This window comes from Alphaproteobacteria bacterium, from assembly GCA_017308135.1.
In the GTDB taxonomy this organism is placed as follows: domain Bacteria; phylum Pseudomonadota; class Alphaproteobacteria; order CACIAM-22H2; family CACIAM-22H2; genus Tagaea.
The window spans coordinates 99,821-122,648 of record JAFKFM010000010.1; the positions used below are offsets into that span (position 1 = coordinate 99,821).

The window sequence follows — 22,828 nt, forward strand, 5'->3', positions numbered from 1 at the left end:
GTTCCAAGCCATCGCGGAGCGCGCGCATGACGAACACGCTGGACGATCTTCCGCCGGACGATGCGGCGCTTTCCGGCCGATTGGCGAGCGCCGTCTACGAGCAGATCGAGCGTCTGATCCGCCGCGGCGAGTTTCCCAAAGACGTGAAGCTGCCGCCAGAATCGGAACTCGCGCGCCGCTTCGGCGTTTCGCGGCCCGTGGTGCGCGAAGCGTTGGCGCGTTTGCGCGACGAAGGAATTATCCGCTCGCAGAAGGGGGCGGGGTCCTTTGTCATCCGGGGCATGACGCCGAGCGCCACGGCGCTGCCCACGATCCGCACCGTCGCGGATCTGCTGCGCTATTACGAATATCGCATCGATGTGGAGGCGGCGACCGCGGGTTTGGCGGCGGAGCGACGTGGCGCGGACGACGTGGCGGAGATGGCGAAGGTTCTGGCGGGCGCGGAGGAGATGCTCCGCCAAGGCCAGTATCTGCTGCTGTCGGACGCGAACTTCGCGTTCCATCGCTCTGTCGCGCAGCTGACGCGCAATCCGTTCTATGTCCGCACGCTGGAGATCATGCCGAATTTCATCGGCCGGAATCCCTTCGATCTCGTGACGTCGGACCGGAGCAATAACGAAGCCCATCTTTGGCGTATCCATCGCGAGCATGTCGCGATCTTCACCGCGATCGAGGCGGGTGATCCCGCGCGCGCGCGGGTCGAAATGCAGCGGCACATTCTTGCCGCGCGCGACGAGGTTCTAAATCGTCAGGCGCTCATGCAGAAGCTGCAGATCGATCTGCCGAAGATGTGACGGCGCCGGCCACGTCGGGCCGATCGACGAAAACAAAACGCAAAAACGGGAGGATAGAATGCTGACGAGGCGTAACGCTCTTATCGGGGCGGCGGGGGCTGCGAGCATCGCAAGTTTTCGCGTCAAAGCGACGGAAAAAATCTCGATCGTATCGCACGCCGTCCATCGAAACGCTGCGACGACCGGGCTTGGCGGCGACGTGACCGCGCCGTGGTGCGCCGCGAACAACGCGACGCTGGAATGGCTGACATTCGGCGTCGAAGCGACCAACGAACGCGCGTTGCGCGAGGCGAGTCTCGGCGAGAGCAGCATCAGCCTTGCCTTCGTGCTCAACGGTCTCATCTCGCCGCAATCCGCGCGGTTGTTCGAGGATCTGGGCGAATGGCAGGCGCGTGATCCGATCGCCGCATTCGACGAGATTCCCAAAGCGTTGCTCGCGACCCATCTCTATGACGGCGTGTTGCGCGCAATGCCGTTCCGGCACGCGACGCACGGGCTGCATTACAACGCCGATATCTTCGCCGAACGCGGAATTGCCGGGCCGCCCAAGACGATAGAGGAAGCGATCTCGAGCGCCGAAAAGCTGAGCTTCGAGCGCGGCGATGGCACGCGGGTCAACGGCCTTGCCCTCATCATGGAGGATATCGGCTGTCTGATGGATTGGATTCGCGGCTTCGGCGGTGACTTCATCACCGCGGACATGAAGGTCGTGATCGACCAGCCCGCCGCGGTGCGCGCCGTGACGTTGCTGCGCGATTTCATGCGCAAGAACGTGCTGCCGCGCAACACGATGAACTTCAAGAACGAGGACGTTATCAGCGCCATGCAGCAGGGGCGAGCCGCGATGACGAACGGGCCGTTCGGGCGTTTTCAGACCTTCAACGATCCGAAGGCGAGTAAGTATCCGGGCCGTATTCTGCCCGTATCATTGCCGAAGGGCTTCGACGGCAATCCGATGCCGGCGAAAACGTCGATGTGGGCGATGGCGATCCCGCGCAACGCCAAGAACAAGGCGCTCGCCTGGAGCTTGCTCAAGCATCTCAGCGCGCCGGAAAGCACGATCCTCGCGACGTTGAACGGCAACGGTCCGGTCCGGCCGTCGGCCTATGACGACGCGCGCGTACAGAAGCTGCTGCCCTACGCGTCGGCCGAACGCGAAGCGCTGGCGTCGGCACGCTTGATCACGCCGAGCTTCCCCAACGCGCAACGCGCGATGGACGCGTTGATGGAGGAAGTCGGCCTTGCTCTGCTCGGCCGCAAGGAGCCTCAAGCGGCATTGACCGACACGAAGAACCGCGTCGTTCCGCTGCTGGCGGGATGACGCGTAAAGCGGCGGGCGCCGTGTGCGTCCGCCGCCTTTTCGCCTTAAGTGAGGTTCGTCAATTTCGCGGCGATGCTCGCGAAACAGGCGGCGGTCAACGCCTCGAATCCTTCAATCGATGCGCCGCCGATATGGGGCGTGGCCAGTACGCCCGGTTGATGGGCGATCGCCGCTTCGGGTAGCGGTTCCACCGTGAAGTTGTCGAAACTCGCAGCCGCAAGACGACCGTCGCGTACCGCGTCGCGCGCGGCACGCTCATCCACCACATCCGCGCGCGCGATCGACACGAGGACGGCGCCGCGTTTCATGCGGGCGATCTGTGCCGCATCGACGGCACCGCGCGTCCTGGCATTGGACGGGAGCGACACGCAAACGATATCCGCGCTTGCCATGACATCGTCGATCGACAGAGGGCCGCGTATCGCGTCGGAAACGCCGTCGGGTCTGCGCAGATCGTGGAAGGTGACTCGGACGTCGAACGGGGCCAGCAAGTTCGTGAGGTCGCGGCCGATTGCACCGAACCCGAGCAGCCCGATGGTCTTGCCCGTCAATCGGCGATGCGGCAATCCCGGACGCGCCGTCAACCAGGTGCCGCGTGACCAGGCGACGGCGATATCCGGCAGATGGCGCAGCGCCGAAAGTATGGCAAGTAAAAGGAATTCGGAGACGCTACGCGTATTGGCGCCGGGCAACTCCGCGGTCGCGACGCCGCGCCGCTCGACGGCGACAACATCGATATTGTCGCGCCCCGTTCCCCAACGTTGGATCAGGCGCAGGCGAGGGGCCGCGTCGAGCAGCGCCTCGGGCACCGGCTGCGTGCCGACGACGAGTGCTTCGAGCGCGCCAAGACGTTCGGGCGTCTTAAAATCCGGATCCAAGAATTCGATTTCGAGATCGGACGGGCAGGCGGCGGCAATATGCCGCCGCCCTTCCGCCGGCAGATCGAGGGCGAACCCGATCCTGTGCTTCACGCGTGAAGGCTCCAGCGCGCGCGTCAGATCTTCGCGCCTTGCGCGGTCAACGCGGCTTGCAGATCGCCGATCGGCACTTTGCGCGCCTGAATCTTGCGGTCCGCAGCAATCGCGGCGGCGACGCCCGCCGCTTGCCCGGTGACGATGCACCCGGCCTGCTGGCGCACGGAGCCGCACGCCACGCGATCAGCGGAGACACAACGGCCGGCGACAAGGAGCCCGTCGACCGATTCCGGCACCAAGATGCGGTAGGGGATTTGGTAGAGACGCCCGCCCCGGATCGCCGACATGCGGGTCGTGTTGCTGCCGTCGATGCTATGTACGTCGACGGTGGCGCCGCAATAGCCGATGCTATCGGCGAAGCTGCGCGCGTCCAGCACGTCCTCGCCCGTTAGCATGTATTCGCCGACGATGCGCCGCGTTTCGCGCACGCCGACATTATCGGCGATCTGCAGCACGAAGGAGTTTTCGTAGCCGGGCACGTATTTCTTGTAGAACTCACCGATCTTCAGCGTGAAGTCGCGCATCGATCCGATCGCTTCGCTCAGCGTTTTGTTGTCGGTCGCGTCAACCTTGTAGGCCATGTCGACGTTATGCATGGTCGTGTCGCTGACGACTCGGCCATTGCGGAAGATCGGGCGCAGGATATTGTTATGCGCACGGGGATTGAGCGTGGTTGATCCGAAGGCGGTCGGATAGTCGCCCGCCTGCGCCGCGGCTTCGCGCAAGCGCGGAAAGCCCGGAATCGTCAGCGGTTTGCCTTCGGCGAACAGCATTTTCAGTTTGCGCATATAGCCTTCGGAGAATTCCTCTCGGCCGCTGCAGGCGTAGTCGACGGTTTTGGCAAGGTCCACGCCGCCCATCAGGAAGTAGAGCGTGATCGGCTGCACGTAGGTCGGGTCGCCGTTCTCGCCTTGCTCGTAGCGTGCACCCGCCAGCCAAGCGACATGACCGTCGCCGGTCGCGTCGATGACGACGTCGGCCGCGATCTCGTTGCCGTAATTCGCCTTGATGCCGGTCACGCGATTGCCGTCGCGCATGATGGCCGTCACCTTTGTGTGGTACTCGATCGACACGCCCGCCTCGCGGCACATCTTGTCGATGACGACCTTCATGATCTCCGGGTCGAACGCGACGCGGATCGTGGCTTTACCTTTTTCGCCATAGGCGCCGCCGGCGGCGACGAGACGATCAATCATCTCCTGCGCGATGCCTTGCACGACCTGATCGCCGGAGTAGGAAGTCTCCATCTCGACCAGGGTCTCCTGATCGCGCCAGGGCTGATGGCGCAGCGAAACGATCCCGGGAACGAGTCCGCCCGTCATGGTGCCACCCAGATAGCTCGATTGTTCGAGCAAGGTCGCATGCGCACCCGCGCGTGCGGCCGCGATCGCGGCGGCAAATCCGCTGGTTCCCCCGCCGACCACCACAACTTCAGACATCGTCTCGATCTCCCATGAAAGCAAATGGCCGGTCGAATGCCGGCCGCATGAACTTACAAGGCTATAATTCAAAATTACAACGTTGACAACATAGATTCGAAGATTTACACAAGCGCATCTGCCGCGCACGCAGAGGGGAGCGACGTGAGACGAACAAATCAAAGATGCCGTTTTCCGCCAAGCGTGTCGTTTCAATGATCGCCGCGACGGATCGAAAGGCGAGTTATCGCTCGGATAATCGGCACGGCGCCTATGTGCTGTTGCTGTTGCCCGCCGTGCTGCTGTTGCTCGGCTTTCTTGCCGTGCCGGCAGTCTATATTTTTTGGCTGAGTTTCCAGAAATCGACCTTCGGCGTCGATCCGGAATTCGTGGGCTTGGCGAATTATTGGGGACTGATCGCGGATCGCGCGTTCTGGCGCGCGTCGTGGAACACGATCGTCGTCGTTAATGCCATCGTCTATGCCGAGCTTGCGCTGGGGCTGGGCGTCGCTGTGCTCGTGCGCGGTATCCGCAGCGGACGCAAGATCGTGATCGCCGCGATCCTGTTGCCTTACATCATCACCGAGAGCAGCGGGATCGTGATGTGGCGATTCATGATGGAGCCGGAGTTCGGCTTGCTCACACGGCTTATCGATCGCTCCGGATTGCCGCCGCTGCCCTGGGATTTCGAGCCGTGGGCCGCGCTCACATTGTCGGGCACCATTGCGATCTGGCACCACATGCCGTTCACGTTTCTGATTCTCTATGCGGCGCTGCTGGCTGTGCCGAAAGATACGCTGGAGGCCGCGTCGATCGACGGTGCCGGGCGCTGGCAGAGCTTCTGGCGCGTCGAGGTGCCGATCATCATGCCGGCGATCCTCGTCGCAATCCTGTTTCGGTACATATTCGCCATCCGCTTGTTCGGCGAGGTTTGGCTGCTGACGCGCGGCGGTCCGGCGCGATTGACCGAAGTGCTCGCGATCTATCTGTATCGCGAGACGTTCCAGTATCGGAATTTCGGCTCCGCATCGGCCGCCGGCGTATGCATGTTGCTGTTGTCGCTGGCGGTCGCCACCCCCTATCTGATCCGCATGGCGCGCGAGGTGCGGCGCGATGCATAAGCACAGTTGTATTTCGGCGTTGGCGCGTTTTGTGGCGCTGGTTGCCGTGCTCGCATGGAGCGTCGGGCCAATCGCCGTCGTGGCGCTGTCGTCGTTCAAGGAACCGAAGGATATCTTCGAGATTCCCTTCCGGCTGTTCTTCGTACCGACCTTCGACAATTACCGGATGCTCGCTCGATTCAATCCGGAGTTCTTCACCGGATTGGTGAACAGCCTTATCGTCACTGTGTTCGCCGTGCTGGCGACGTTGCTCGCATCGTTTGGCGCGGGCTACGTTTTCGCGCGGGCGAAGGCGGCGGGCTACAAAGCCTCGGCTTTATTCATGATTGTCGTGCGCATGCTGCCGCCGATCGTCGTCACCGTGCCGCTTTTCCCGGTCTTCAACCGTCTAGCGCTCAACGATACGCATCTGGTTCTGGTGCTTCTCTACGCGGCGTTTTATGTCAGCCTCGGTGCCTGGATGATGCGCTCGTTCGTCGCGCAGATCCCCATCGAGCTCGAGGAGGCGGCGGCGATCGACGGCGCAACATTGTGGCAGACGCTGCGCATCGTGATCCTGCCGCTGTGCGCCCAAGGCCTGGTGGCGCTGACGCTTTTCGTCGTCGTCTTCGCGTGGAACGAATATGTCTTCGCGATGATCTTCACGACGACAGAGGCACGCACGGCACCGGTTGTGATCGGTGAGATGCTGAGCACAGCCGAAGGTGTCAAGTGGGGCGCCGTCTTCGCGGCGGCGACGATCCAGCTGGTGCCCGTCGTCGTCGTCGTCCTGGCACTTCAGCGCTTCCTGATCGCCGGCCTTACTGCCGGGAGCGTCAAAAGCTGAAAGTATCGACCAGTCCAAAAACTGATCCGCTACTTGCGGAGTATTCCAAAATGTCGGCATGCGATACTCGACGTTTACTATGTCGCTATTTTCCACAAAAGGCCTCAAAATGCCCCGACAATTCGGAAATTAATATTGAAATAACTAAGTTTTATACGGTCTGGGGGACTGGGGGTCGTGGGTTCGAATCCCGCCGCTCCGACCATCACACGAGAGACGAAGAAGCCCGCCCTGGGAAACCAGCGGCGGGCTTCGGCGTTGTGCTCGTCACGGACCTAGCATAATGACGCACGATAGCTAACCTAGCCTACGCGACGAAGACGAGTATTGTTGGACGCGACGCGTTTCTCGATGATTCTGAATGTAGACACATTCGAATCAGCAGGATGGCATCAGGCGGCCTTGCACGCGCGCGCGACCTGTTCGTGCGTGGCGAACCAGCAGCCGCCTTTCGCCTTCATATGGGCGATCAGTTCCTCAAGGATGAAGATCCGCGACCGGTAGCCGATCACATGCGGATGCATGGTCAGCAGGAACAATCCGCCTTCTTCCCAGGCGCGGTCGAATTCGCGCCGGAAAATATCGAGCACGGCGGGCGGCGGCGTATAGGGCCGCAAGGCCGCGAAACGGTTCATATTGAAATAAGGCGCATCGTCGCGGATCCATTCGACCGGCAGCTCGACGATGCCGGTCGGATCGCCATCTTCGATCAACTCGTAGGGATCGTCGTCGGCCATCAGCGAGGAATCGTAGAGCAAGCCCATCTCGCGCTGGATTTTCAGCGTCGCGGGCGAAAAATCCCAAGACGGCGTGCGCATGCCGACGGCGCGCTTGCCGAGCAGCTTTTCCAGCGTATCGGCCGACCGCAAATGCAGATCGCGTTCGACCGCTTCGGGCAGGTTGGAATTGAGCTCGTGAATCCAGCCATGCAGACCGATCTCGTGGCCTTCGCCGATCACGCGCTGCTGTTCCTCGGGATGCAGCAGGGCGGCGACGGCGGGCACGAAGAAGGTCGCGGGCACGCTCGACTTCGCGAGTGTCGCAAGAATACGGGGCACGCCTTGGCGCACGCCGTATTCGCCCCACGACATGCGCCCGATCGACACGCCGCCGTCGCGCAGCTCGTTCGTTTCGTGGTCGCTATCGAAGGAGAGTGCGACGGCGCAGCGCGCCCCGCCGGGCCAAGTCTTGGGCATCAGGCGGCGTCCGGCGCGGACTTTCGCCACGCGCTTGCGCCATTCGGCTTCTTCCCATTGCCACGGTTCGGTCATGACGGAACTTCCTTCAGCGGGTGATGGCAGGCGACGCCGCCCTCCAAGACGGGCGCGATGCTGCGGCATGTCGCGTCCGCATAAGGGCAGCGCGCATGGAAATGGCAGCCCGGCGGCGGATCCATGGGCGAGGGCAATTCGCCCCGGATCGGCTTGAACCCGGCGGCGTCTTCGCCATCGAGCCGTAAGGCCGGCGCGCTGTCGAGCAGCGCGCGCGTATAGGGATGGCGCGGCGCGGCGAAAATCTCGCGCGAACTTCCGATTTCGACGATGCGGCCCAAATACATGATCGCGACGCGATCGCTGACATGCCGGACCAGCGACAGATCGTGGCTGATGAAGATCATCGTCAGCCCCAATTCGCGGCGCAATTTCAGGAACAGATTGACGATCTGCGCTTGGATCGACACGTCGAGCGAGGCGACGGGTTCGTCGCAGATGATCGCGTCGGGGCGCATCGCCAATGCCCGCGCGATCGCGATGCGCTGGCGTTGCCCGCCGGAGAATTGGTGCGGATAGCGCTGGGCCGCCGATGGATCGAGCCCGACCATCGCAAGCCAGCGCGCCACGTCGGCCGCCGCCTCGCTTTGCTTGATCAGGCCGTTGGCGACCGGTCCTTCGGCGATGATGTCGCCGATGCGCATGCGCGGGTCGAGCGAAGCGAAGGGGTCCTGGAACACCATCTGCACGCGCGTGGTGGTCTTCACGGGGCGCGCGCCGCCGCTCATCGCGGGGACGCCGTCGATCAATGCCGCTCCTTCGCTGGGCGGCAGAATACCCGCGATCATCCGGCCGAGCGTGGATTTGCCGCAGCCGGATTCGCCGACGAGGCCCAGCACTTCGCCTTTGGCGACCGACAGCGAAATGCCGTCGACCGCATGCACCGCGCGATCGTCGCCACCGGCCCCGACCAGACGCGCGATCCGCTCGCCCAAGCTTGGCGCTTCGCGGAAGCGTTTGGCGACGGCGCGGGTTTCGATCAGCGCGTTCATGCCGGCACCGCGACCAACGGATGATGGCAGCGCCAGCCGCGTTCGCCGTCGCGCTGCGTGGGCGGCGCGACCGTGCAAGCCGAATCGGCATACGCGCAGCGCGGGGCGAAGGCGCAGCCCGGCGGCAGATTGGCGAGCGAAGGCATGCTGCCCGGAATCTGGCGCAGTTCTTGGCCGGGGGCGGCCATCGACGGCAGAGAGTCGAGCAGCCCGCGCGTATAGGGATGGCGGGGGACCCGCAGGATCGCGCCGATCGGGCCGTCTTCGACGATGCGCCCCGCATACATCACGATCAAACGGCTGGCGAGGACGGATACGGTCGCAAGATCGTGGCTAATCCAGATCAGCGCCGTGCCGAAATCGCGCGCCAGATCGCGCATCTCCGCCAGGATCTGCGCTTGGATCGACACGTCGAGCGCCGTCGTCGGCTCATCGCACACGATCAGCGACGGGCGATTGAGCAATGCGATCGCGATCGCCACGCGCTGGCGCATGCCGCCCGAAAGCTGATGCGGAAAGGCGTCGAGCCGCTTCGCGGGCTCGGGAATGCCGACGCGCGCCAACAAATCGCGCGCGCGCGCGTCGGCCGCGGCGCGGCTCACGCTTTCATGCGCGGCCAAGGCCATACGCATCTGCTCGCCGATCGACAGAACGGGATTGAGCGCGGTCGACGGATCCTGGAACACCATGGCGATGCGCTTGCCGCGCAGCTTGCGCAACTCGCTTTGCGGCAAGCCGACGAGCTCGCGCCCTTCGAGCTTGATCGAGCCCGCGACGATGCGCCCGGGCGCATCGATCAGGCCGAGGATCGAGAATCCCGTGATCGTCTTGCCGGAGCCGGACTCGCCGACCAAGCCGACGATCTCGCCCGCATGGACGTCGAACGACACGCCGTCCACGGCCTTGACGGCGCCGGTGGCGGCCGCGAAATGCGTCGCGAGATCGCGGATTTCCAGCAACGCGCTCATCGCCGCAGCCTCGGGTTCAACTGGTCGCGCACTTGATCCCCGACCAGATTGATCGCGACGATCAACACGATCAGCGCGACGCCGGGGTAGATCGAGATCCAATAGCGGCCCGAGAGCAGCACTTGGAAGCCGTTGGCGATCAGCATGCCCAGCGACGGCTCCGTCACCGGCAGGCCAAGGCCGAGGAAGGAGAGCGTGGCTTCCAGCGCGATCGAGTTCGCGACCTGCACCGTCGCGACGACGATCAGCGGCGGCAGGCAGTTGGGCAGGATGTGGCGGAACACGACGCGTGCCGACGACAATGGTGTGGACAATGCTGCAGCCACGTAATCCTTGGCGCGCTCGGCCGTTGCCGCGCCATGCGCCGTGCGCGCGAAATACGCGTATTGCGCGGTGACGAGGGCCGCGATCAATTGCCATTGGCCTTGACCCAGCAGCGCCACGAGAACGAGGGCCAGCAGGATCGCCGGGAAGGAAAGCTGCAGATCGACGATCCGCATGATCAGGATTTCGATCTTGCCGCCCATGAAGGCGGCGAGGGCGCCCAGCGTCGCGCCCAACACGAAGGCGACGGCCCCCGCGGCGAGCCCGACCTTGAGCGAGACGCGCAACCCGTAAAGGATCGCGGAGAGCAGGTCGCGCCCTTGCGCGTCGGTGCCCAGCCAATGGGTGAAGCCCTTCGACCCGACATAGCCGGGCGGCCGACGCGCATCCATCAACACGAGATTGGCGAGGTCGTACGGGTTTTGCGGCGCATAGAGCGGGGCGAACACGGCAAGCAGCACGATCGCGGCGACGACGGCGAGGGCCGCGACCGCGATGCGGTTGGCGCGAAACTCCGCCCAAAAGCGGGCGATGGGCGATGTTTCGCTCATCGTTTCGCCCCCATGCGCAAACGCGGATCGAGCGCCGCGTAGGCGATATCGACCAGGAAATTGATCATGATGAACAGGAACGCGACCAGCATCAGATAGGCCACCATTACCGGTCGGTCGAGCAACGAAATGCTGTCGATGATGAGCTTGCCCACGCCCGGCCAGGAAAAGATCGTCTCCGTCACCACGGCGAAGGCGAGGGTGGAGCCGAACTCGAGCCCGAACACGGTAACGATCGGGATCGCGATCAAGCGCAGCACATGGCGGCGCAGAATCGTCAATTCGCTTTCGCCCGCCGCGCGCGCGAAGCGTACGACATCGCCCAAAATCGCTTCGCGCGTGCCCGCGCGCGCCAGGCGCACCATCATCGCGAACTTGAACAGCGATAGGTTCAGCGCCGGCAGCAGCAAATGCGTCAAGCCCTCGCGCGTCAGAAAGCTCCATTCGACGCCGAACAGCATCGCCGTGGCGCCGCGCCCGCCCGCCGGCAGCCAGCCGAGTTGGACGGCGAACGCGAAGATGAGAACGAGACCGATCCAGAAGGTCGGTACCGAAAAGCCGAGGACCGACACGGTCATCACGATCCGCGCGAAGGCGGAATCGGGCTTGTAGCCGGCATACATGCCGAGCGGCACGCCCAACAGCGTGGCGCCTATCACGGCGGCGAGGGTGAGTTCGAGCGTCGCCGGCAGTCGCGAGAAGATCAGCTCCAGCACCGGCATGTTGAAGATGAACGAGCGGCCGAAATCGCCGCTGAGCAGACGCAGCAGGAAATCGCGATATTGAACCCACAGCGGCTGATCGAGGCCGTAGGCGCGGATCGCCGCTTCGCGGATTTGCTGCGTCGCGTCCGGCGAAATGATGACGTCGATCGGATTGCCGATGCCGTAAACGCCGACGAAGACCAGCGCGGAGATGACGAGCATCACCGCGACGGCTTGCAGAAAGCGTTGGATGACGAAACCGAGCATTTCCGTCTTTCGCGCCGTCCCTCAACCCCAGCCGCCGAGAATGGCTTCGCGCGTTTCGTCCACGCCCGTTTCCCAAAGGGCGAGCATGTCCGTGTCCTCGCGCTGATAATAGCCGCCGAAATTGCCGTCGCCGAGCAGGCGCTTCTTCTCGCCCGGATCGAATTGGGGCAGGCGGGCGAGATCGACCATCGGCTTTTGCGTCGAGGGCATCGCGACATTGCCGATGCGCGTCCAGGGGAAGTTCTCCATCCAGGATGCGTGCGAGGCGACGGGATCGATCGCTTTTACCTTCGCCCAAGTTTTCGGCGCGTTCCACCAATTATGCCACTTAACTTGGCAGCCGCGATGGCGGTCGAGCCACTCCAGGACCGCGCCCTTGGCGGGGTCGTTGCCGCCATGCCCGTTGACGATCACGATGCGCTTGAAGCCGGCGCGCGCGATCCCTTCCAGTACGTCCTGGACCAGGGCGATCAGCGTCGTCAGGCGCAGCGTGACCGTGCCGGGATAATCGACGAAATTCGGGGTCAATCCGTAGCTTAGCACCGGGTAGACCGGCGTGCCGACGGGGGCGGCCGCCTCGATCGCCATGCGCTCGGCCAGGATCGCGTCCACGCCCAGGCTCAAATAAGCGTGCTGTTCGATCGACCCGATCGGCAGCACGGCGCGATCGTCGGCCTTCGCCCGCGCTTCGAGCTGCATCCAGTTCATGTCGACGACGCGCATTTTCTAAACGCTCCCCAAAAGAAAAATTGGTTCCGGCTGGAACCAGTATCTTGACGGCGCCTGTTGCGGTGCGTCAAGCTAAGTTCGTTCCTGAGCGAGGTTCCATGACCGCGAAGCCGGCGCGAACGGCGAAAAACAAGGGGACGGGGAAGGCGAAGCAGGCGTCGGGACTTCATCCGATGCTCGCCGCGAAGCTGTGGGAAAATCCCTGCTGGCTGTCCTTCCGCGTCAATTTCGTCGCCCATCATTTCAACCAGCCGGTCTACGACTGGGTCGAGGCGGTGCATGGGCTGACCGCGCCCGAACATGTGGTGCTGTACGCGCTGGCACTGAAGGACGGTATCACCGCCGACGATATCGTCGCATCGACGGCGCGGCCCAAGAACACGTTGAGCCGGGGCGTGGCCGGGCTGATGCAACGCAAGATGATCACGCGCCGCGCCGATCCCAAGGATCGCCGGCGTTTGATCCTGACGCTGACGCCGCGCGGCCGGCAGATGGCGGAGATCACCATTCCGGCCCTCGTCGCCCACGAAGCGGCGATGGCGTCGTCGTTGAGTCCGGCCGAACGCCGCACGCTCAAGAAGCTGCTCGACAAGGTCATCCTCAATCAAAGCAACTGGCCCACGATCATCGCATGAAACCCCATCGCCTTAAAAAGGAGTCCACCATGTCCAACCTTGCCAAATGGGCCCGTCTCGCGGCCCTGGGTATGGCGCTCGCCGCGGGCAACGCGGCGGCGCAGACGCTCACCATCGGTGTTCGCGGCGGTCCGGATTCGATCGATCCGCATTTCACCGCGACCGGCTCGCACGCCGAAGCGCTGAAGCACGTGTTTGACACGCTGACCTGGTCGGGCAGCGGGCTGGAGGTGCAGCCGCGCCTCGCCGAAAGCTGGCGCGTGGTCGATCCGACGACGTGGGAATTCAAGCTGCGTCGCGGCGTCAAATTCCACGACGGTTCGGATTTCACGGCCGAGGACGTGAAGTTCTCGATCGAACGCATCCCGGTCGTCGCGGGCCCGAACCCGACGACGATCTATGTGCGCCGCGTGAAGGAAGTGAAGATCGTCGATCCGCATACGGTGCATATCATCACCGACGGCCCGGCGCCGATCCTGCCCAACGACTTCATCCGCCTGTTCATCGTGTCGCATCGCGCGGCGGCGGGCCTGACGAAGGAAACGGCGAACGAAGCGTTCAACACCGGCAAGGCCGCGATCGGCACGGGCCCCTATAAATACGTGTCGTGGAGCCCGCGCGGCGATCTGGTGCTCGACCGCAACGACGCTTACTGGGGCCCGAAGGAGCCCTGGGCGCGCCATGTCCGCCGCGAGATCCCGAACGATGCCGCGCGCGTGGCGCAGCTTCGCGCGGGCCAGCTCGACCTGATCACGCGCGTTCCGGCGACCGATCTCGCGACGTTGCGCCGCGACACGCGGCTCGAAGTGACGACGGTCGACACGGTCTACGTGTTCAACGCCGAACTCGACATGCGCGAGACGCCGCCCGCCGGGCAGCTTTCCGCCAAGGACGGTTCGCCGCTGCCCGCCAACCCGCTGCGCGACTTGCGCGTGCGCCAAGCGATCGATTTGGCGATCGACCGCAAGGCGCTGGCCGAGATCGCGATGGAAGGGCTTGGCAAGCCGGTCAACCAGCTGGTGACGCCGTCGATCTTCGGCTTCAACACCACGCTGCCCGAGCGCGTCTACGATCCGGCCGCGGCACGCCGCCTGCTGGCCGAAGCGGGATTCCCGAACGGGTTCCGCATGCGCTTCGCGTTCACGAACGACCGCCTGCCGGGCGACAGCGCCGTCGGCACGTCGATCGCGCAGATGCTCGCAGCCGTGGGCATCGACGCGACCGCCGCCGCCACGCCGGCCGCTGCGTTCTTCCCGGCGCGCACGCGCGGCGAATTCTCGGCCTCGATGTCGGGCTGGGGCACGCTGACGGGCGAGGCGCATTACACGCTGTCGTCGCTGATCCATTCGAACGACGCGTCGGTGCGCATGGGGGCCTTCAACGTGCTCGGTTACAAGAACCCGCGCGCCGACAAGCTGCTGCAGGACGCGGCGGTGGAACTGGATGAAGCGAAGCGCCGCGCGCAACTCGCCGAAGTCAACGCGATCGTGTTGGAGGATCGTCAGCGTCTGCCGATCGTCGCGGTCGGTTCGGCCTGGGCGATGCAGAAGGCCAAGGTGAAGATCGCCCCGCGCGTAGACGAAGACACGCTGGCGATGGACATCAAGCCCGCTAACTAAGCCACTACGACCGGGCCCGTTTCGCATTTGTTGGGCGGGACGGGCCCGGCTTTTATTGTATGGAGTGAAACGGTATGGCCGGTCCGATCGGCATTTGCATCCATGGCGGCTGCGGCACGCTGGATAAGTCGCTGCTGACGCCGGCCGAATGGGCCGAAACGCGCGCGCACCTGGCCGCGTCGGTGCGCGCCGCCTGGGCCGTGTTGTCGAAAGGCGGGAAGGCGCTCGACGCGGTCGAGGCGGCCGTCGTGGTGATGGAGGACAGTCCCCATTTCAACGCCGGGCATGGCGCCGCGTTGACGGCGGATTCGACGCACGAGCTCGACGCGTCGATCATGGATGGCGCCACGAAGGGCGCGGGGGCGGTTTGCACCGTCAAACGCATCCGCAATCCGATCAAGGCCGCGCGCGCGGTGATGGAGCGCAGCGACTGCGTTCTTATCGCGGGCGATGCCGCCGACGAATTCGCCAAGCGTCAAGGTTTGGCGATCGTCGAGAATTCCTATTTCACGACCCAGCGCCGCTTGGACGCGCTCGCCTCGCTCAAACGCCGCGCGGCGTCGGGCACGCTGAAGGCGGCCAGCGAAGCCGAGCGTCACGGCACGGTGGGGGCTGTAGCGCTGGATCGCGCAGGCAATCTCGCCGCCGCGACCTCGACCGGCGGCTTCAACAACAAGCCGGTCGGCCGCGTCGGCGATACCCCCATCGTCGGGGCGGGCACTTATGCGCGCAACGGTGTGGTCGCCGTCTCGGGCACGGGGCAGGGCGAGTTCTTCATCCGCAACGCGGCGGCCTACGACATCGCCGCACGTATGGATTACGGCAAGCATGCGTTCAAAGAATCCGTCGACGCATTGGTGTTCGACGTGCTGAAAAGTCACGGCATCGGGGCGGGCTTCGCGGCCATCGACGCGAAGGGCCATGTTTACGCGCCCTACAACACGCTGGGTATGGCGCGCGGCTGGATCGCGGATGACGGCCGCTTGGTTGTCGCCACGCACGCCGAAGAATTCGCGGAGACGGCATGAAAAGCGATCCGATCCTGATTTGGGGGGCGGGCGCCATCGGCAGCACGCTCGGCGCCTATTGGAAGCGCGCGGGGCACGACGTGCTGCTCGTCGATATCGAAAAGGCGCATGTCGAAACCTGCCGCACGCGCGGGCTTCATATCTTCGGGCCGATCGAGGATTTCACGATCGTCGTGCCCGCCGCCACGCCCGACGAATTGAAGGGCACTTATTCGCGCATCGTGCTGGCGGTGAAGGCGCAAGCGACCGAGGCGGCGCTCGACAAGCTGCTGCCGCATCTCGCGGCGGACGGCTACATCCTGTCGGCGCAAAACGGCCTCAACGAAATCGCCATCGCCAAGCGCGCGGGCGCATCGCGCACGATGGGTTGCTTCGTCAATTTCGGCGCCGATTGGCATGGGCCGGGCGAAATCCTGTTCGGTAACCGGGCGGCCGTCGTGGTCGGCGAAATCGACGGCAAGAACGCCCCGCGCACGCAAGCGATGTTCGAATTGCTGAAAGGCTTCGAGCCCGACGCCGTGCTGACCGACAATATTTGGGGCTATCTGTGGGGCAAGCTCGCCTACGGCGCCATGTTGTTCGCGACGGCGCTGACCATGGACAGCATGACCGCGAATTTCGAAGATCCGCGTCGCACGCCGGTCTTCGTCGCATTGGGGCGTGAAGTCATGGCCGCCGCTCGCGCGCGCAAGATCGCGCCCGTCGGGTTCAACGGCTTCGATCCCGCCGATTTCATGCCGGAAGCGGCCCTTGATCGCGCTCAAGCGACGATCGCGCGATTGGCCGAGCATAATCGCTACACGGCCAAGACTCACTCGGGCATCTATCGCGATCTGGCGGTGCGCAAACGCAAGACCGAGATCGATCCGCAGATCGGCATCATCGTCGAATTGGCGCGCGAGGTGGGCGTGGATACCCCCGTCCTCGCCAAGCTGGTCGAGCTGATCCACGCGATCGAGGACGGCAAGAAGCCGATGGCTTACGAAACCTTCGCGGAGTTGCTCGCCCTATGCTGATCCGGTTCGACGGCAAGACCGCCTTGGTGACGGGGGCGGCGCAGGGGATTGGCCGTGCCATCGCCGAAACGCTGCACGCGGCGGGGGCCAAGCTCCATCTTGCCGATATCGCCGCGATCGATTGGGCCGATCCGGTTGCCTATACGGCGCATCGCGCCGATCTCGGCGGCCGGGCGGCCTGCCACGATCTCGTCGCCAAGATCGGTCAGGTCGATATTCTGGTCGGGGCCGCCGGCGGCGTGCGCGGCCAGGTCGGCGGGCCGATCGATAAGGTCGACGAGGCCGGCTGGCGTGCGATCTTCGAAGCGAATGTCGATGCGCAGTTTTGGCTCGCGCAGGCCGCATCCGTACCGATGCGCGCGAAGGGTTGGGGGCGGATCGTTACGATCTCCTCCGGCGCGGGCTTGCGCCCGAGCCTAACCGGTATCCAAGCCTATACGGCGGCCAAGCACGCGCTGGTTGGCCTAACCAAACAATTGAGCCAAGACCTTGGGCCGTTCGGCATCACGGCCAACTCCGTGGCGCCGGGCTTCGTGCGCTCGAACCCGGCGACCGAGCGGCAATGGGAAGCCTATGGCGCCGAAGGCCAGGCGCGGCTGGTGCAAAGCATCCATACGCGTCGCCTGGGCGTCGCGCAGGATATCGCGAACGCCGTGACGTTCCTGGCGAGCGAACAGGCCGCGTGGGTTACCGGTCAGATTTTGTCGGTCGACGGCGGCCGATCCTGATCGTACCGTATACGCGCGCTTAATTGACACTCGGTTTACGCGTCGAGAATTCGGTCGTCGCCCAGCCGCTGAAAAAGAGGCGATCTCATTTTCTACAAAAGGCCCTAAAACGCCTCGCAATTGTGGAAAGCGATTTTGAAATAATTGGATTTTACACGGTCTGGGGGACTGGGCTCGCGGCGATGCCGCACGGGATTCGAATCCCGCCGCTCCGACTAAAAAATGAAGCCTATTAAAGCTACGACTTATCGAGTTTCGTCTTTCAAGGCCTTGTTCTCATTTTTTCTACAAAACGACTCAAAGCGTCCAGATTGTGCTGATGACGGGCATGCCTAAGCCAATGATGAAACGAAATTGGCAAAACGAGTAGCTACGGAGCTCCGTTGCCCGCGTTTCCCTTGATGCGGTACGCGTAGTTCTTATCAAGCCGTTCCATCACGTATTCGCCGAAGTGGACGGCGGACCAACGTGGGGCCGTGTCAGCGTTGAGGCCCGGCATGCGTTCGACGACGCTGTCCATCGACGGATCATAGAAATACGGCAGCGAGTACCGATCTTTTCCCGAAAGATTGCGCACGCGGTGCGGCGTCGAGCGCAGGATGCCGTCGGTCCAGCGCATCAGGATATCGGCGACGTTGACGACGAACGTGCCGGGAATGGGCGGTGCCGGAATCCAAGCGCCGTCGTTGCCGCGCACTTCCAGACCGCCGGTCGAGTCCTGCGCGAGAAACGTCAGAAACCCGTAATCGGTGTGCGGCGCCGAGCCGAACTGCGCGTCGTCGTCGGGCGGCTGCGGCGGGTAATGCAGCAGCCGCAGCCAAGTCGTCGGCTTGTGGAAATGGGGTGCGAACCAATCCTCCGGCTGATCGAAGGCGAGCGCGATGGCGCCGGTGAAACGGCGTGCTAAGGCTTCAAGCGCCGCCATATAGGCGAGCATCTCGCCGCGGAACTCGGGCAGCTCGGGCGGCCATTGATTGGGCCCCTGCAAGGGCTTGCCCGCCAGCACGTCGGGATCGTCCGGCGCGAGTTCGTGGAGCAGCATCAGCGACTCGCTGAGATTGGGCCGCGTGACCTTGGCGACAGATGAGGTGACGATCGTCGACGTCGCCATGCCCATATAGCCGCGATGCGCCGCGTTGATCTTCAGCGCCATCTTCGATTCGAGCGGCAGCGCGTGGAATCGCCGGCTGGCCGCGAAGGCGCCGTCGATCATCGCCTGCGGCACGCCGTGGCCGGCGATGTAGAGAAATCCGAGATCCTCGTAGATCCGACGAATTTCCTTGCCGGTGCGGCGGCGGACTTCGACGTCCGGCGACGCGAGACCCGAGACGTCGACGACGGGGACGGAGGCGGCTGCGGTCGTCATCGCGCGTCCCCGCTCAGCGTGCGAACAGCGGCGCTGCGCGGTCCCAGACCGATTGGGCGACCGCGCGCGCTTCGCCGATCAGCTTGCGTTCGTCGATATCCTTCATTTGGCCGTCGGCGACGACGTGCTTGCCGTTCACATAGACCTCGCGCACGTCGGTCGAGTTGCCGTTGAATACGAGATTGGCCGCAAGATCCTCGTCGCGGAAGGGATGGAACCAGGCCGCGCGCATGTCGATCGCGATGATATCGGCCTTCTTGCCGGCTTCCAGCGAGCCGATCTCGTCCGCCATGCCCAGCGCCTGGGCGCCGCCGATCGTGGCCATACGCAGCACGTCCTTGCCCGAACGGATGCCGACATTGTTGCTGAGGATGCGCGGGATCAGCGCCGCAAAGCGCATCACCTTCCACATGTCGTTGGACAGCCAATCGGAACCCAGGGCGACCGATACGCCCGCCTTGTAGATTTTCTCCATCGGCGGGTAGTAGCCGCGCTTGGCGACCAGATAAGCGGTGTGCGCCATATGCATGCCGGTTTCGCGCATCACTTCGATCTCGCTGTCGTCGACGAATGCGCAATGCGCGCCGACATAGCCGGGCCCGAGCAGGCCCAGATCGTTGAGGAAGTGGATCGTGCGCTTGCCGTAATTGTGGAGCATGAACTCCGCTTCGCCGGGGATCGAGGCGGTATGCGCGTGCAAGCCGACGCCGTATTTGTCGCCAAGTTCCTTCAGCTCCACCAGCAGTTTGGGCGTGCAGCGATCGGGGCCGTCCGGCGCCACGCGGCAGGTGATGCGCCCGTCGGCCTTGCCGTGCCAGTTCTCAATGAGATCGATCGCCTCCTCGATCCCTTCGTCGGCCATGCGCCGGTTCCAGTTGCGCTCCATATTGCCGAAGCCGGCTTCGGAGGAATCCATCTCCCGGATCTCGGCCGCGACCACGCCGCGAATGCCGGCGTCGCGGATCACCTTCGCGGATTCCGGCTGGTGCCACCAGCATTCGTTGATCGTCGTGGTGCCCGTGCGCAGCATCTCGACCGCGTGCAGCAGGCCGGGAAGATAGACGTCCTCTTGGCGCACGTAGTGCTCGTGCAGCGGTAACGCCACTTTGAAGGCGCCGCCATAGCCGGACACGTCTTCCGTCATCGCCTTGGTGATCGCGCCCGCGACATGGGTATGCGTGTTGACGAGGCCCGGCATCACCGCATAGCCGGTCAGGTCGCGCACGGTTGTGGCCGTCTCCTTGTGCCGGGCGAGATCCTTGGCCTTGCCGACCGCGACGATCTTGTCGTTCTCGAAAACGATCGCGCCATCGGCGATCGCGAATTCGTCGCCCGCCATCGGCAGGATCCAATCGGCGGAAATATAGGTCTTGGTCATCTCTCGGGGCTCCTCGTGCGGACGCTTTTGTTATTCGCGGAACCGGTCGTCGGACACGGCCCAGGGGAAGAAGGCGCGTTCGATCGCGACCACGGCCTGGAACAGCGCGATGCCGATGATCGCCAGGATCACGATCGCGCCGAAGGCGAGCGGCGTCTTGAAAAAGGCGGTGGAGGATTGGATCAGATAGCCGAGCCCTTTTTCGGATGCGACGAACTCCCCGACCACCGCGCCGACCACGGCGAGCGTGATCGCGACCTTCAGGCCGCTGAAGATGAACGGTACGGCGTAGGGCAGGCGCACGCGCCACAGCTCGCGCGCGCGCGACGCGCGGCAGGCGCGGCACAGTTCCACGTATTCGCTGGGCACCGCCAGCAACCCGGCCGCGATGGAAATCACCAGCGGAAAGAAGCAGACGAGGAACGTGATCGCGATACGCGGCAATTCGTTCGCCCCCAAGGCGACGACCAGCACGGGCGCCAGCGCCACTTTGGGGATCGAATGGACGATCACCAGCAGCGGATAGACCGCCGACGCGATCGCGGGCGAGGCGGTCACGAGTACCGCCAAGGGCAAGCTGATGACCGCCGCCAAAACGAAGCCATAAAGAATGGTCTCGAGCGTCGCGAGCGTGTGCGCGGCGACCGAGGCTTTCAGCGCCCAGGTCTGCGACCAGATTTCCAGCGGCGCCGGCAACAGATAGTCGGGAATGCGGAAAGCACGAACGGCGACTTCCCACAGCACGAATAACCCCACGACCGCCAGCCATGGTGTGGCCGCGCGCAACGCGCGCTTGGCCGCCGTGGGGCCCGGCGGCAATTCGGGTTCGCCACGATCGTCGTCAGGGCGCATCGGCGGCCACTTTGCGGTTCGCGTAGATCAGTTCGCGCACGGCATGGGAGACGCGCTGAAATTCTGGATCGCCTTGCTGGTCGAAGCTGCGCGGGCGGGGCACGTTCACGTCGATCACCCGGTCGATCCGGCCCGGCCGGGCGGACATCACCACCACCTGGTCGGCGAGCAGCACCGCTTCGCTGATCGAATGGGTGACGAAGACGATCGTCTTGCGCCGCTCCGTCCAGATGCGCAGCAATTCGAGCGACATTTCCTCGCGCGTCAGCGCGTCAAGCGCGCCGAACGGCTCGTCCATCAGCAGGATCGGCGGATCGTGGATCAACGCCCGGCAGATCGCGGCGCGCTGCTGCATGCCGCCGGACAATTCGCCGGGCAGTTTATGCTCGAAACCGGCGAGGCCGGCCATGTCGAGGAGCTCCATCGCGCGGTCGCGCGGGCCTTCGGTCGGGCGCCCCATCAGCTTCAAGGGCATCAGCACGTTGTCGAGAACGCTGGCCCAAGGCAGAAGCGTGGGTTTCTGGAACACGAAACCCACTTCTTCGCGCGGGCCGTCCACGCGCCGGCCGGACACCGCGATCGTTCCACGCGTGCACGGGATCAAACCGGCGATCAGCCGCAGCAACGTGGACTTGCCGCAGCCCGACGGTCCGACGATGCAGACGAAACTGTTCGCCTCGACGCGCAGCGAAACGTCGCGCAACGCGACGACGCCGGCGCCGTCGCGGGCGCGGAAGACCTGGTCGACCCGGTCGATTTCGATCAAGCGCGCCCGCCTATCGCGTCAGGAGCCGGACGCGGGGGCCAGGCCCGTCGCCACGAAACTACCCGGGTCGATATTCGCGTCGAGTTGCTGCGTGCGTGCGACCAGATCATAGGTCAGCCGCAGGCGTTCGGCCGAAAACTGGCCCAGGCGATCGCGCGTCGTGACGTCGTTGAACACGAAGGTGAGGCCCGTGCGCAGCGACCCCAGCGCGTCGTCGACGTCGATTTGGGGATGGTGCTTGTTGTGGATAACCGCGGCGGCTTGCTGGTTGTCGCGCGCCCAGACGAACGACTTTTGCAGCGCGGCGAGGAAGCGCTTGATGAGATCGGGGTTGCGCTCGATCATCGTATCCGACGCGATGATGGTGGACGCATAAGCATCCAGCCCGAAATTGGCGTAGGGAATAGCCTCGATCTCGCGATTGAAGCGCTGCGCCTGCTTGTTCTGGAAATACTGGTGCGTCTGGAAGAACGGTGCGGCGTCGAGCTGACCGTTGATCAGCATGGCGCCCATGGCGCCCGGATCGGTCGTCACCCAATTGATCTTGTTGGGGTCGAAATTATTCGCGGCGGCGAGCAGCGGCAGATAGATCTGATGGCTGTTGCCGGGCGTCGTGCCCACGCGTTTGCCTTCCAGACCCTTGAAATTGGTGATCCCCGATCCCTTGACGACGAACAAGGAATGCGGCGGCTTGGTGTAGACCGGCATTACGGCCTTCACGCGGCTGTCCGCGCTGCGCTGACGCGCGGTCATCACGGTCGCAATGTCGGCGACGCCGAACTCGGCCGTGCCGGCAGCCACGCGACGGATCGTGTCGCCGGAACCCTGGCCGCGATTGATCGTCACTTCCAGGCGCTGCTCGCGGAAAAAGCCGTTGTCGATCGCGTTGTAATAGATCGCGTATTCGCCCGTCGGGATCCAATCCAACTGGAGCGTGACGCGATCCTGGGCCTGCACGGGCGCGGCGAGCGCCGCGGCCGTCAGGAATACGGCGGCGCCGAAGCTGCGGCGGCCGAACGGCACGGTCGGGAACATGCGCGGGGACTCCTTTTGTATGACGGCCCCGTTGCGGCAAGCGGGGCGGGGGCGATCGAGCGACGCCAGCCGCGAGCGATATCGACCAGCAGGACGATGCAAGAAACATGACACAGGAATCGCGACGGTCAACTATCAAAGTCAC

General features: G+C 64.2%; 22 protein-coding genes. 9 read left to right on the top strand and 13 right to left on the bottom strand.

What is annotated here, in order from left to right; all coding sequences use genetic code 11:
* The first annotated feature begins 26 nt into the window (after positions 1–26).
* Together J0H39_17355 and J0H39_17360 are read left to right on the top strand one after the other, a co-directional pair.
* On the top strand, positions 27–794 hold the full coding sequence (locus J0H39_17355) for a FadR family transcriptional regulator (protein MBN9498521.1): 768 nt from the start codon (positions 27–29) through the stop codon (positions 792–794).
* A gap of 58 nt (positions 795–852) precedes the next feature.
* Positions 853–2,115 (top strand): extracellular solute-binding protein, encoded by a 1,263-nt coding sequence (locus tag J0H39_17360; GenBank protein ID MBN9498522.1) that lies wholly within the window; start codon positions 853–855, stop codon positions 2,113–2,115.
* A 44-nt stretch (positions 2,116–2,159) separates the two neighbouring features.
* Here the strand turns inward: J0H39_17360 and J0H39_17365 are convergent, their stop codons facing one another.
* Positions 2,160–3,086 (bottom strand): hypothetical protein, encoded by a 927-nt coding sequence (locus tag J0H39_17365; GenBank protein ID MBN9498523.1) that lies wholly within the window; start codon positions 3,084–3,086, stop codon positions 2,160–2,162.
* 23 nt (positions 3,087–3,109) lie between these two features.
* Positions 3,110–4,528: an FAD-dependent oxidoreductase gene (locus J0H39_17370; protein MBN9498524.1), complete on the bottom strand. Its 1,419-nt coding sequence runs from the start codon at positions 4,526–4,528 to the stop codon at positions 3,110–3,112.
* Between the two features lie 194 nt (positions 4,529–4,722).
* On the opposite strand from J0H39_17370, the gene J0H39_17375 reads away from it, so the two are divergent.
* Together J0H39_17375 and J0H39_17380 are read left to right on the top strand one after the other, a co-directional pair.
* Entirely contained in the window at positions 4,723–5,628 is a 906-nt protein-coding gene (locus tag J0H39_17375; GenBank protein ID MBN9498525.1) for a sugar ABC transporter permease, read from the top strand.
* Complete coding sequence (locus J0H39_17380) at positions 5,621–6,454, top strand: carbohydrate ABC transporter permease (GenBank protein MBN9498526.1); 834 nt, start codon at positions 5,621–5,623, stop codon at positions 6,452–6,454. The genes J0H39_17375 and J0H39_17380 overlap by 8 nt, the downstream gene beginning before the upstream one ends.
* A 392-nt stretch (positions 6,455–6,846) precedes the next feature.
* Here the strand turns inward: J0H39_17380 and J0H39_17385 are convergent, their stop codons facing one another.
* The 6 genes from J0H39_17385 to J0H39_17410 are packed head-to-tail and all read right to left on the bottom strand — an operon-like array spanning position 6,847 to position 12,254.
* Positions 6,847–7,725: a polysaccharide deacetylase gene (locus J0H39_17385; GenBank protein MBN9498527.1), complete on the bottom strand. Its 879-nt coding sequence runs from the start codon at positions 7,723–7,725 to the stop codon at positions 6,847–6,849.
* Complete coding sequence (locus J0H39_17390; protein MBN9498528.1) at positions 7,722–8,717, bottom strand: ATP-binding cassette domain-containing protein; 996 nt, start codon at positions 8,715–8,717, stop codon at positions 7,722–7,724. Before J0H39_17390 ends, J0H39_17385 begins: the two co-directional genes overlap by 4 nt.
* Positions 8,714–9,685: an ABC transporter ATP-binding protein gene (locus tag J0H39_17395; GenBank protein ID MBN9498529.1), complete on the bottom strand. Its 972-nt coding sequence runs from the start codon at positions 9,683–9,685 to the stop codon at positions 8,714–8,716. The genes J0H39_17390 and J0H39_17395 overlap by 4 nt, the downstream gene beginning before the upstream one ends.
* Positions 9,682–10,560 (bottom strand): ABC transporter permease, encoded by an 879-nt coding sequence (locus J0H39_17400; GenBank protein MBN9498530.1) that lies wholly within the window; start codon positions 10,558–10,560, stop codon positions 9,682–9,684. Before J0H39_17400 ends, J0H39_17395 begins: the two co-directional genes overlap by 4 nt.
* Entirely contained in the window at positions 10,557–11,531 is a 975-nt protein-coding gene (locus tag J0H39_17405; protein MBN9498531.1) for an ABC transporter permease, read from the bottom strand. The genes J0H39_17400 and J0H39_17405 overlap by 4 nt, the downstream gene beginning before the upstream one ends.
* Positions 11,532–11,552: 21 nt before the next feature.
* Positions 11,553–12,254 (bottom strand): creatininase family protein, encoded by a 702-nt coding sequence (locus J0H39_17410; protein ID MBN9498532.1) that lies wholly within the window; start codon positions 12,252–12,254, stop codon positions 11,553–11,555.
* Positions 12,255–12,358: 104 nt separating this feature from the next.
* On the opposite strand from J0H39_17410, the gene J0H39_17415 reads away from it, so the two are divergent.
* The 5 genes from J0H39_17415 (at position 12,359) to J0H39_17435 (ending at position 17,286) form a co-directional block, all read left to right on the top strand.
* Complete coding sequence (locus tag J0H39_17415) at positions 12,359–12,895, top strand: winged helix-turn-helix transcriptional regulator (protein ID MBN9498533.1); 537 nt, start codon at positions 12,359–12,361, stop codon at positions 12,893–12,895.
* Between the two features lie 29 nt (positions 12,896–12,924).
* A complete protein-coding gene (locus J0H39_17420) occupies positions 12,925–14,514 on the top strand; it encodes an ABC transporter substrate-binding protein (GenBank protein ID MBN9498534.1) in 1,590 nt (529 codons plus the stop codon).
* Between the two features lie 74 nt (positions 14,515–14,588).
* Complete coding sequence (locus tag J0H39_17425; GenBank protein ID MBN9498535.1) at positions 14,589–15,542, top strand: isoaspartyl peptidase/L-asparaginase; 954 nt, start codon at positions 14,589–14,591, stop codon at positions 15,540–15,542.
* Positions 15,539–16,558 (top strand): ketopantoate reductase family protein, encoded by a 1,020-nt coding sequence (locus J0H39_17430; protein MBN9498536.1) that lies wholly within the window; start codon positions 15,539–15,541, stop codon positions 16,556–16,558. The genes J0H39_17425 and J0H39_17430 overlap by 4 nt, the downstream gene beginning before the upstream one ends.
* The gene (locus tag J0H39_17435) at positions 16,552–17,286 is read left to right on the top strand and encodes an SDR family oxidoreductase (protein MBN9498537.1); all 735 of its coding nucleotides are present in this window, start codon (positions 16,552–16,554) and stop codon (positions 17,284–17,286) included. The genes J0H39_17430 and J0H39_17435 overlap by 7 nt, the downstream gene beginning before the upstream one ends.
* Positions 17,287–17,656: 370 nt before the next feature.
* On the opposite strand, the gene J0H39_17440 is transcribed toward J0H39_17435, so the two are convergent.
* The 5 genes from J0H39_17440 to J0H39_17460 are packed head-to-tail and all read right to left on the bottom strand — an operon-like array spanning position 17,657 to position 22,683.
* Complete coding sequence (locus J0H39_17440) at positions 17,657–18,652, bottom strand: isopenicillin N synthase family oxygenase (protein ID MBN9498538.1); 996 nt, start codon at positions 18,650–18,652, stop codon at positions 17,657–17,659.
* A 13-nt stretch (positions 18,653–18,665) separates the two neighbouring features.
* Positions 18,666–20,030 carry an amidohydrolase family protein gene (locus J0H39_17445; protein MBN9498539.1) on the bottom strand — a complete coding sequence of 455 codons (1,365 nt, stop codon included), beginning with the start codon at positions 20,028–20,030 and terminating at the stop codon, positions 18,666–18,668.
* A gap of 30 nt (positions 20,031–20,060) precedes the next feature.
* Positions 20,061–20,882, bottom strand: coding sequence for an ABC transporter permease (locus J0H39_17450; protein MBN9498540.1), 822 nt, complete (start codon positions 20,880–20,882; stop codon positions 20,061–20,063).
* Positions 20,872–21,648, bottom strand: coding sequence for an ABC transporter ATP-binding protein (locus J0H39_17455; GenBank protein MBN9498541.1), 777 nt, complete (start codon positions 21,646–21,648; stop codon positions 20,872–20,874). Before J0H39_17455 ends, J0H39_17450 begins: the two co-directional genes overlap by 11 nt.
* A gap of 18 nt (positions 21,649–21,666) precedes the next feature.
* A complete protein-coding gene (locus J0H39_17460; protein ID MBN9498542.1) occupies positions 21,667–22,683 on the bottom strand; it encodes an ABC transporter substrate-binding protein in 1,017 nt (338 codons plus the stop codon).
* Between the last annotated feature and the right edge of the window lie 145 nt (positions 22,684–22,828).

Bases quoted from the DNA above. Each gene is read 5' to 3' on its own strand.
- J0H39_17375 (MBN9498525.1), top strand. From the start codon at position 4,723: ATGATCGCCGCGACGGATCGAAAGGCGAGTTATCGCTCGGATAATCGG.
- J0H39_17400 (MBN9498530.1), bottom strand. From the start codon at position 10,560: ATGAGCGAAACATCGCCCATCGCCCGCTTTTGGGCGGAGTTTCGCGCC.
- J0H39_17450 (MBN9498540.1), bottom strand. From the start codon at position 20,882: ATGCGCCCTGACGACGATCGTGGCGAACCCGAATTGCCGCCGGGCCCC.
- J0H39_17445 (MBN9498539.1), bottom strand. From the start codon at position 20,030: ATGACCAAGACCTATATTTCCGCCGATTGGATCCTGCCGATGGCGGGC.
- J0H39_17390 (MBN9498528.1), bottom strand. From the start codon at position 8,717: ATGAACGCGCTGATCGAAACCCGCGCCGTCGCCAAACGCTTCCGCGAA.
- J0H39_17360 (MBN9498522.1), top strand. From the start codon at position 853: ATGCTGACGAGGCGTAACGCTCTTATCGGGGCGGCGGGGGCTGCGAGC.
- J0H39_17415 (MBN9498533.1), top strand. From the start codon at position 12,359: ATGACCGCGAAGCCGGCGCGAACGGCGAAAAACAAGGGGACGGGGAAG.
- J0H39_17420 (MBN9498534.1), top strand. From the start codon at position 12,925: ATGTCCAACCTTGCCAAATGGGCCCGTCTCGCGGCCCTGGGTATGGCG.
- J0H39_17460 (MBN9498542.1), bottom strand. From the start codon at position 22,683: ATGTTCCCGACCGTGCCGTTCGGCCGCCGCAGCTTCGGCGCCGCCGTA.
- J0H39_17430 (MBN9498536.1), top strand. From the start codon at position 15,539: ATGAAAAGCGATCCGATCCTGATTTGGGGGGCGGGCGCCATCGGCAGC.
- J0H39_17425 (MBN9498535.1), top strand. From the start codon at position 14,589: ATGGCCGGTCCGATCGGCATTTGCATCCATGGCGGCTGCGGCACGCTG.
- J0H39_17370 (MBN9498524.1), bottom strand. From the start codon at position 4,528: ATGTCTGAAGTTGTGGTGGTCGGCGGGGGAACCAGCGGATTTGCCGCC.
- J0H39_17435 (MBN9498537.1), top strand. From the start codon at position 16,552: ATGCTGATCCGGTTCGACGGCAAGACCGCCTTGGTGACGGGGGCGGCG.
- J0H39_17395 (MBN9498529.1), bottom strand. From the start codon at position 9,685: ATGAGCGCGTTGCTGGAAATCCGCGATCTCGCGACGCATTTCGCGGCC.
- J0H39_17410 (MBN9498532.1), bottom strand. From the start codon at position 12,254: ATGCGCGTCGTCGACATGAACTGGATGCAGCTCGAAGCGCGGGCGAAG.
- J0H39_17440 (MBN9498538.1), bottom strand. From the start codon at position 18,652: ATGACGACCGCAGCCGCCTCCGTCCCCGTCGTCGACGTCTCGGGTCTC.
- J0H39_17385 (MBN9498527.1), bottom strand. From the start codon at position 7,725: ATGACCGAACCGTGGCAATGGGAAGAAGCCGAATGGCGCAAGCGCGTG.
- J0H39_17405 (MBN9498531.1), bottom strand. From the start codon at position 11,531: ATGCTCGGTTTCGTCATCCAACGCTTTCTGCAAGCCGTCGCGGTGATG.
- J0H39_17380 (MBN9498526.1), top strand. From the start codon at position 5,621: ATGCATAAGCACAGTTGTATTTCGGCGTTGGCGCGTTTTGTGGCGCTG.
- J0H39_17355 (MBN9498521.1), top strand. From the start codon at position 27: ATGACGAACACGCTGGACGATCTTCCGCCGGACGATGCGGCGCTTTCC.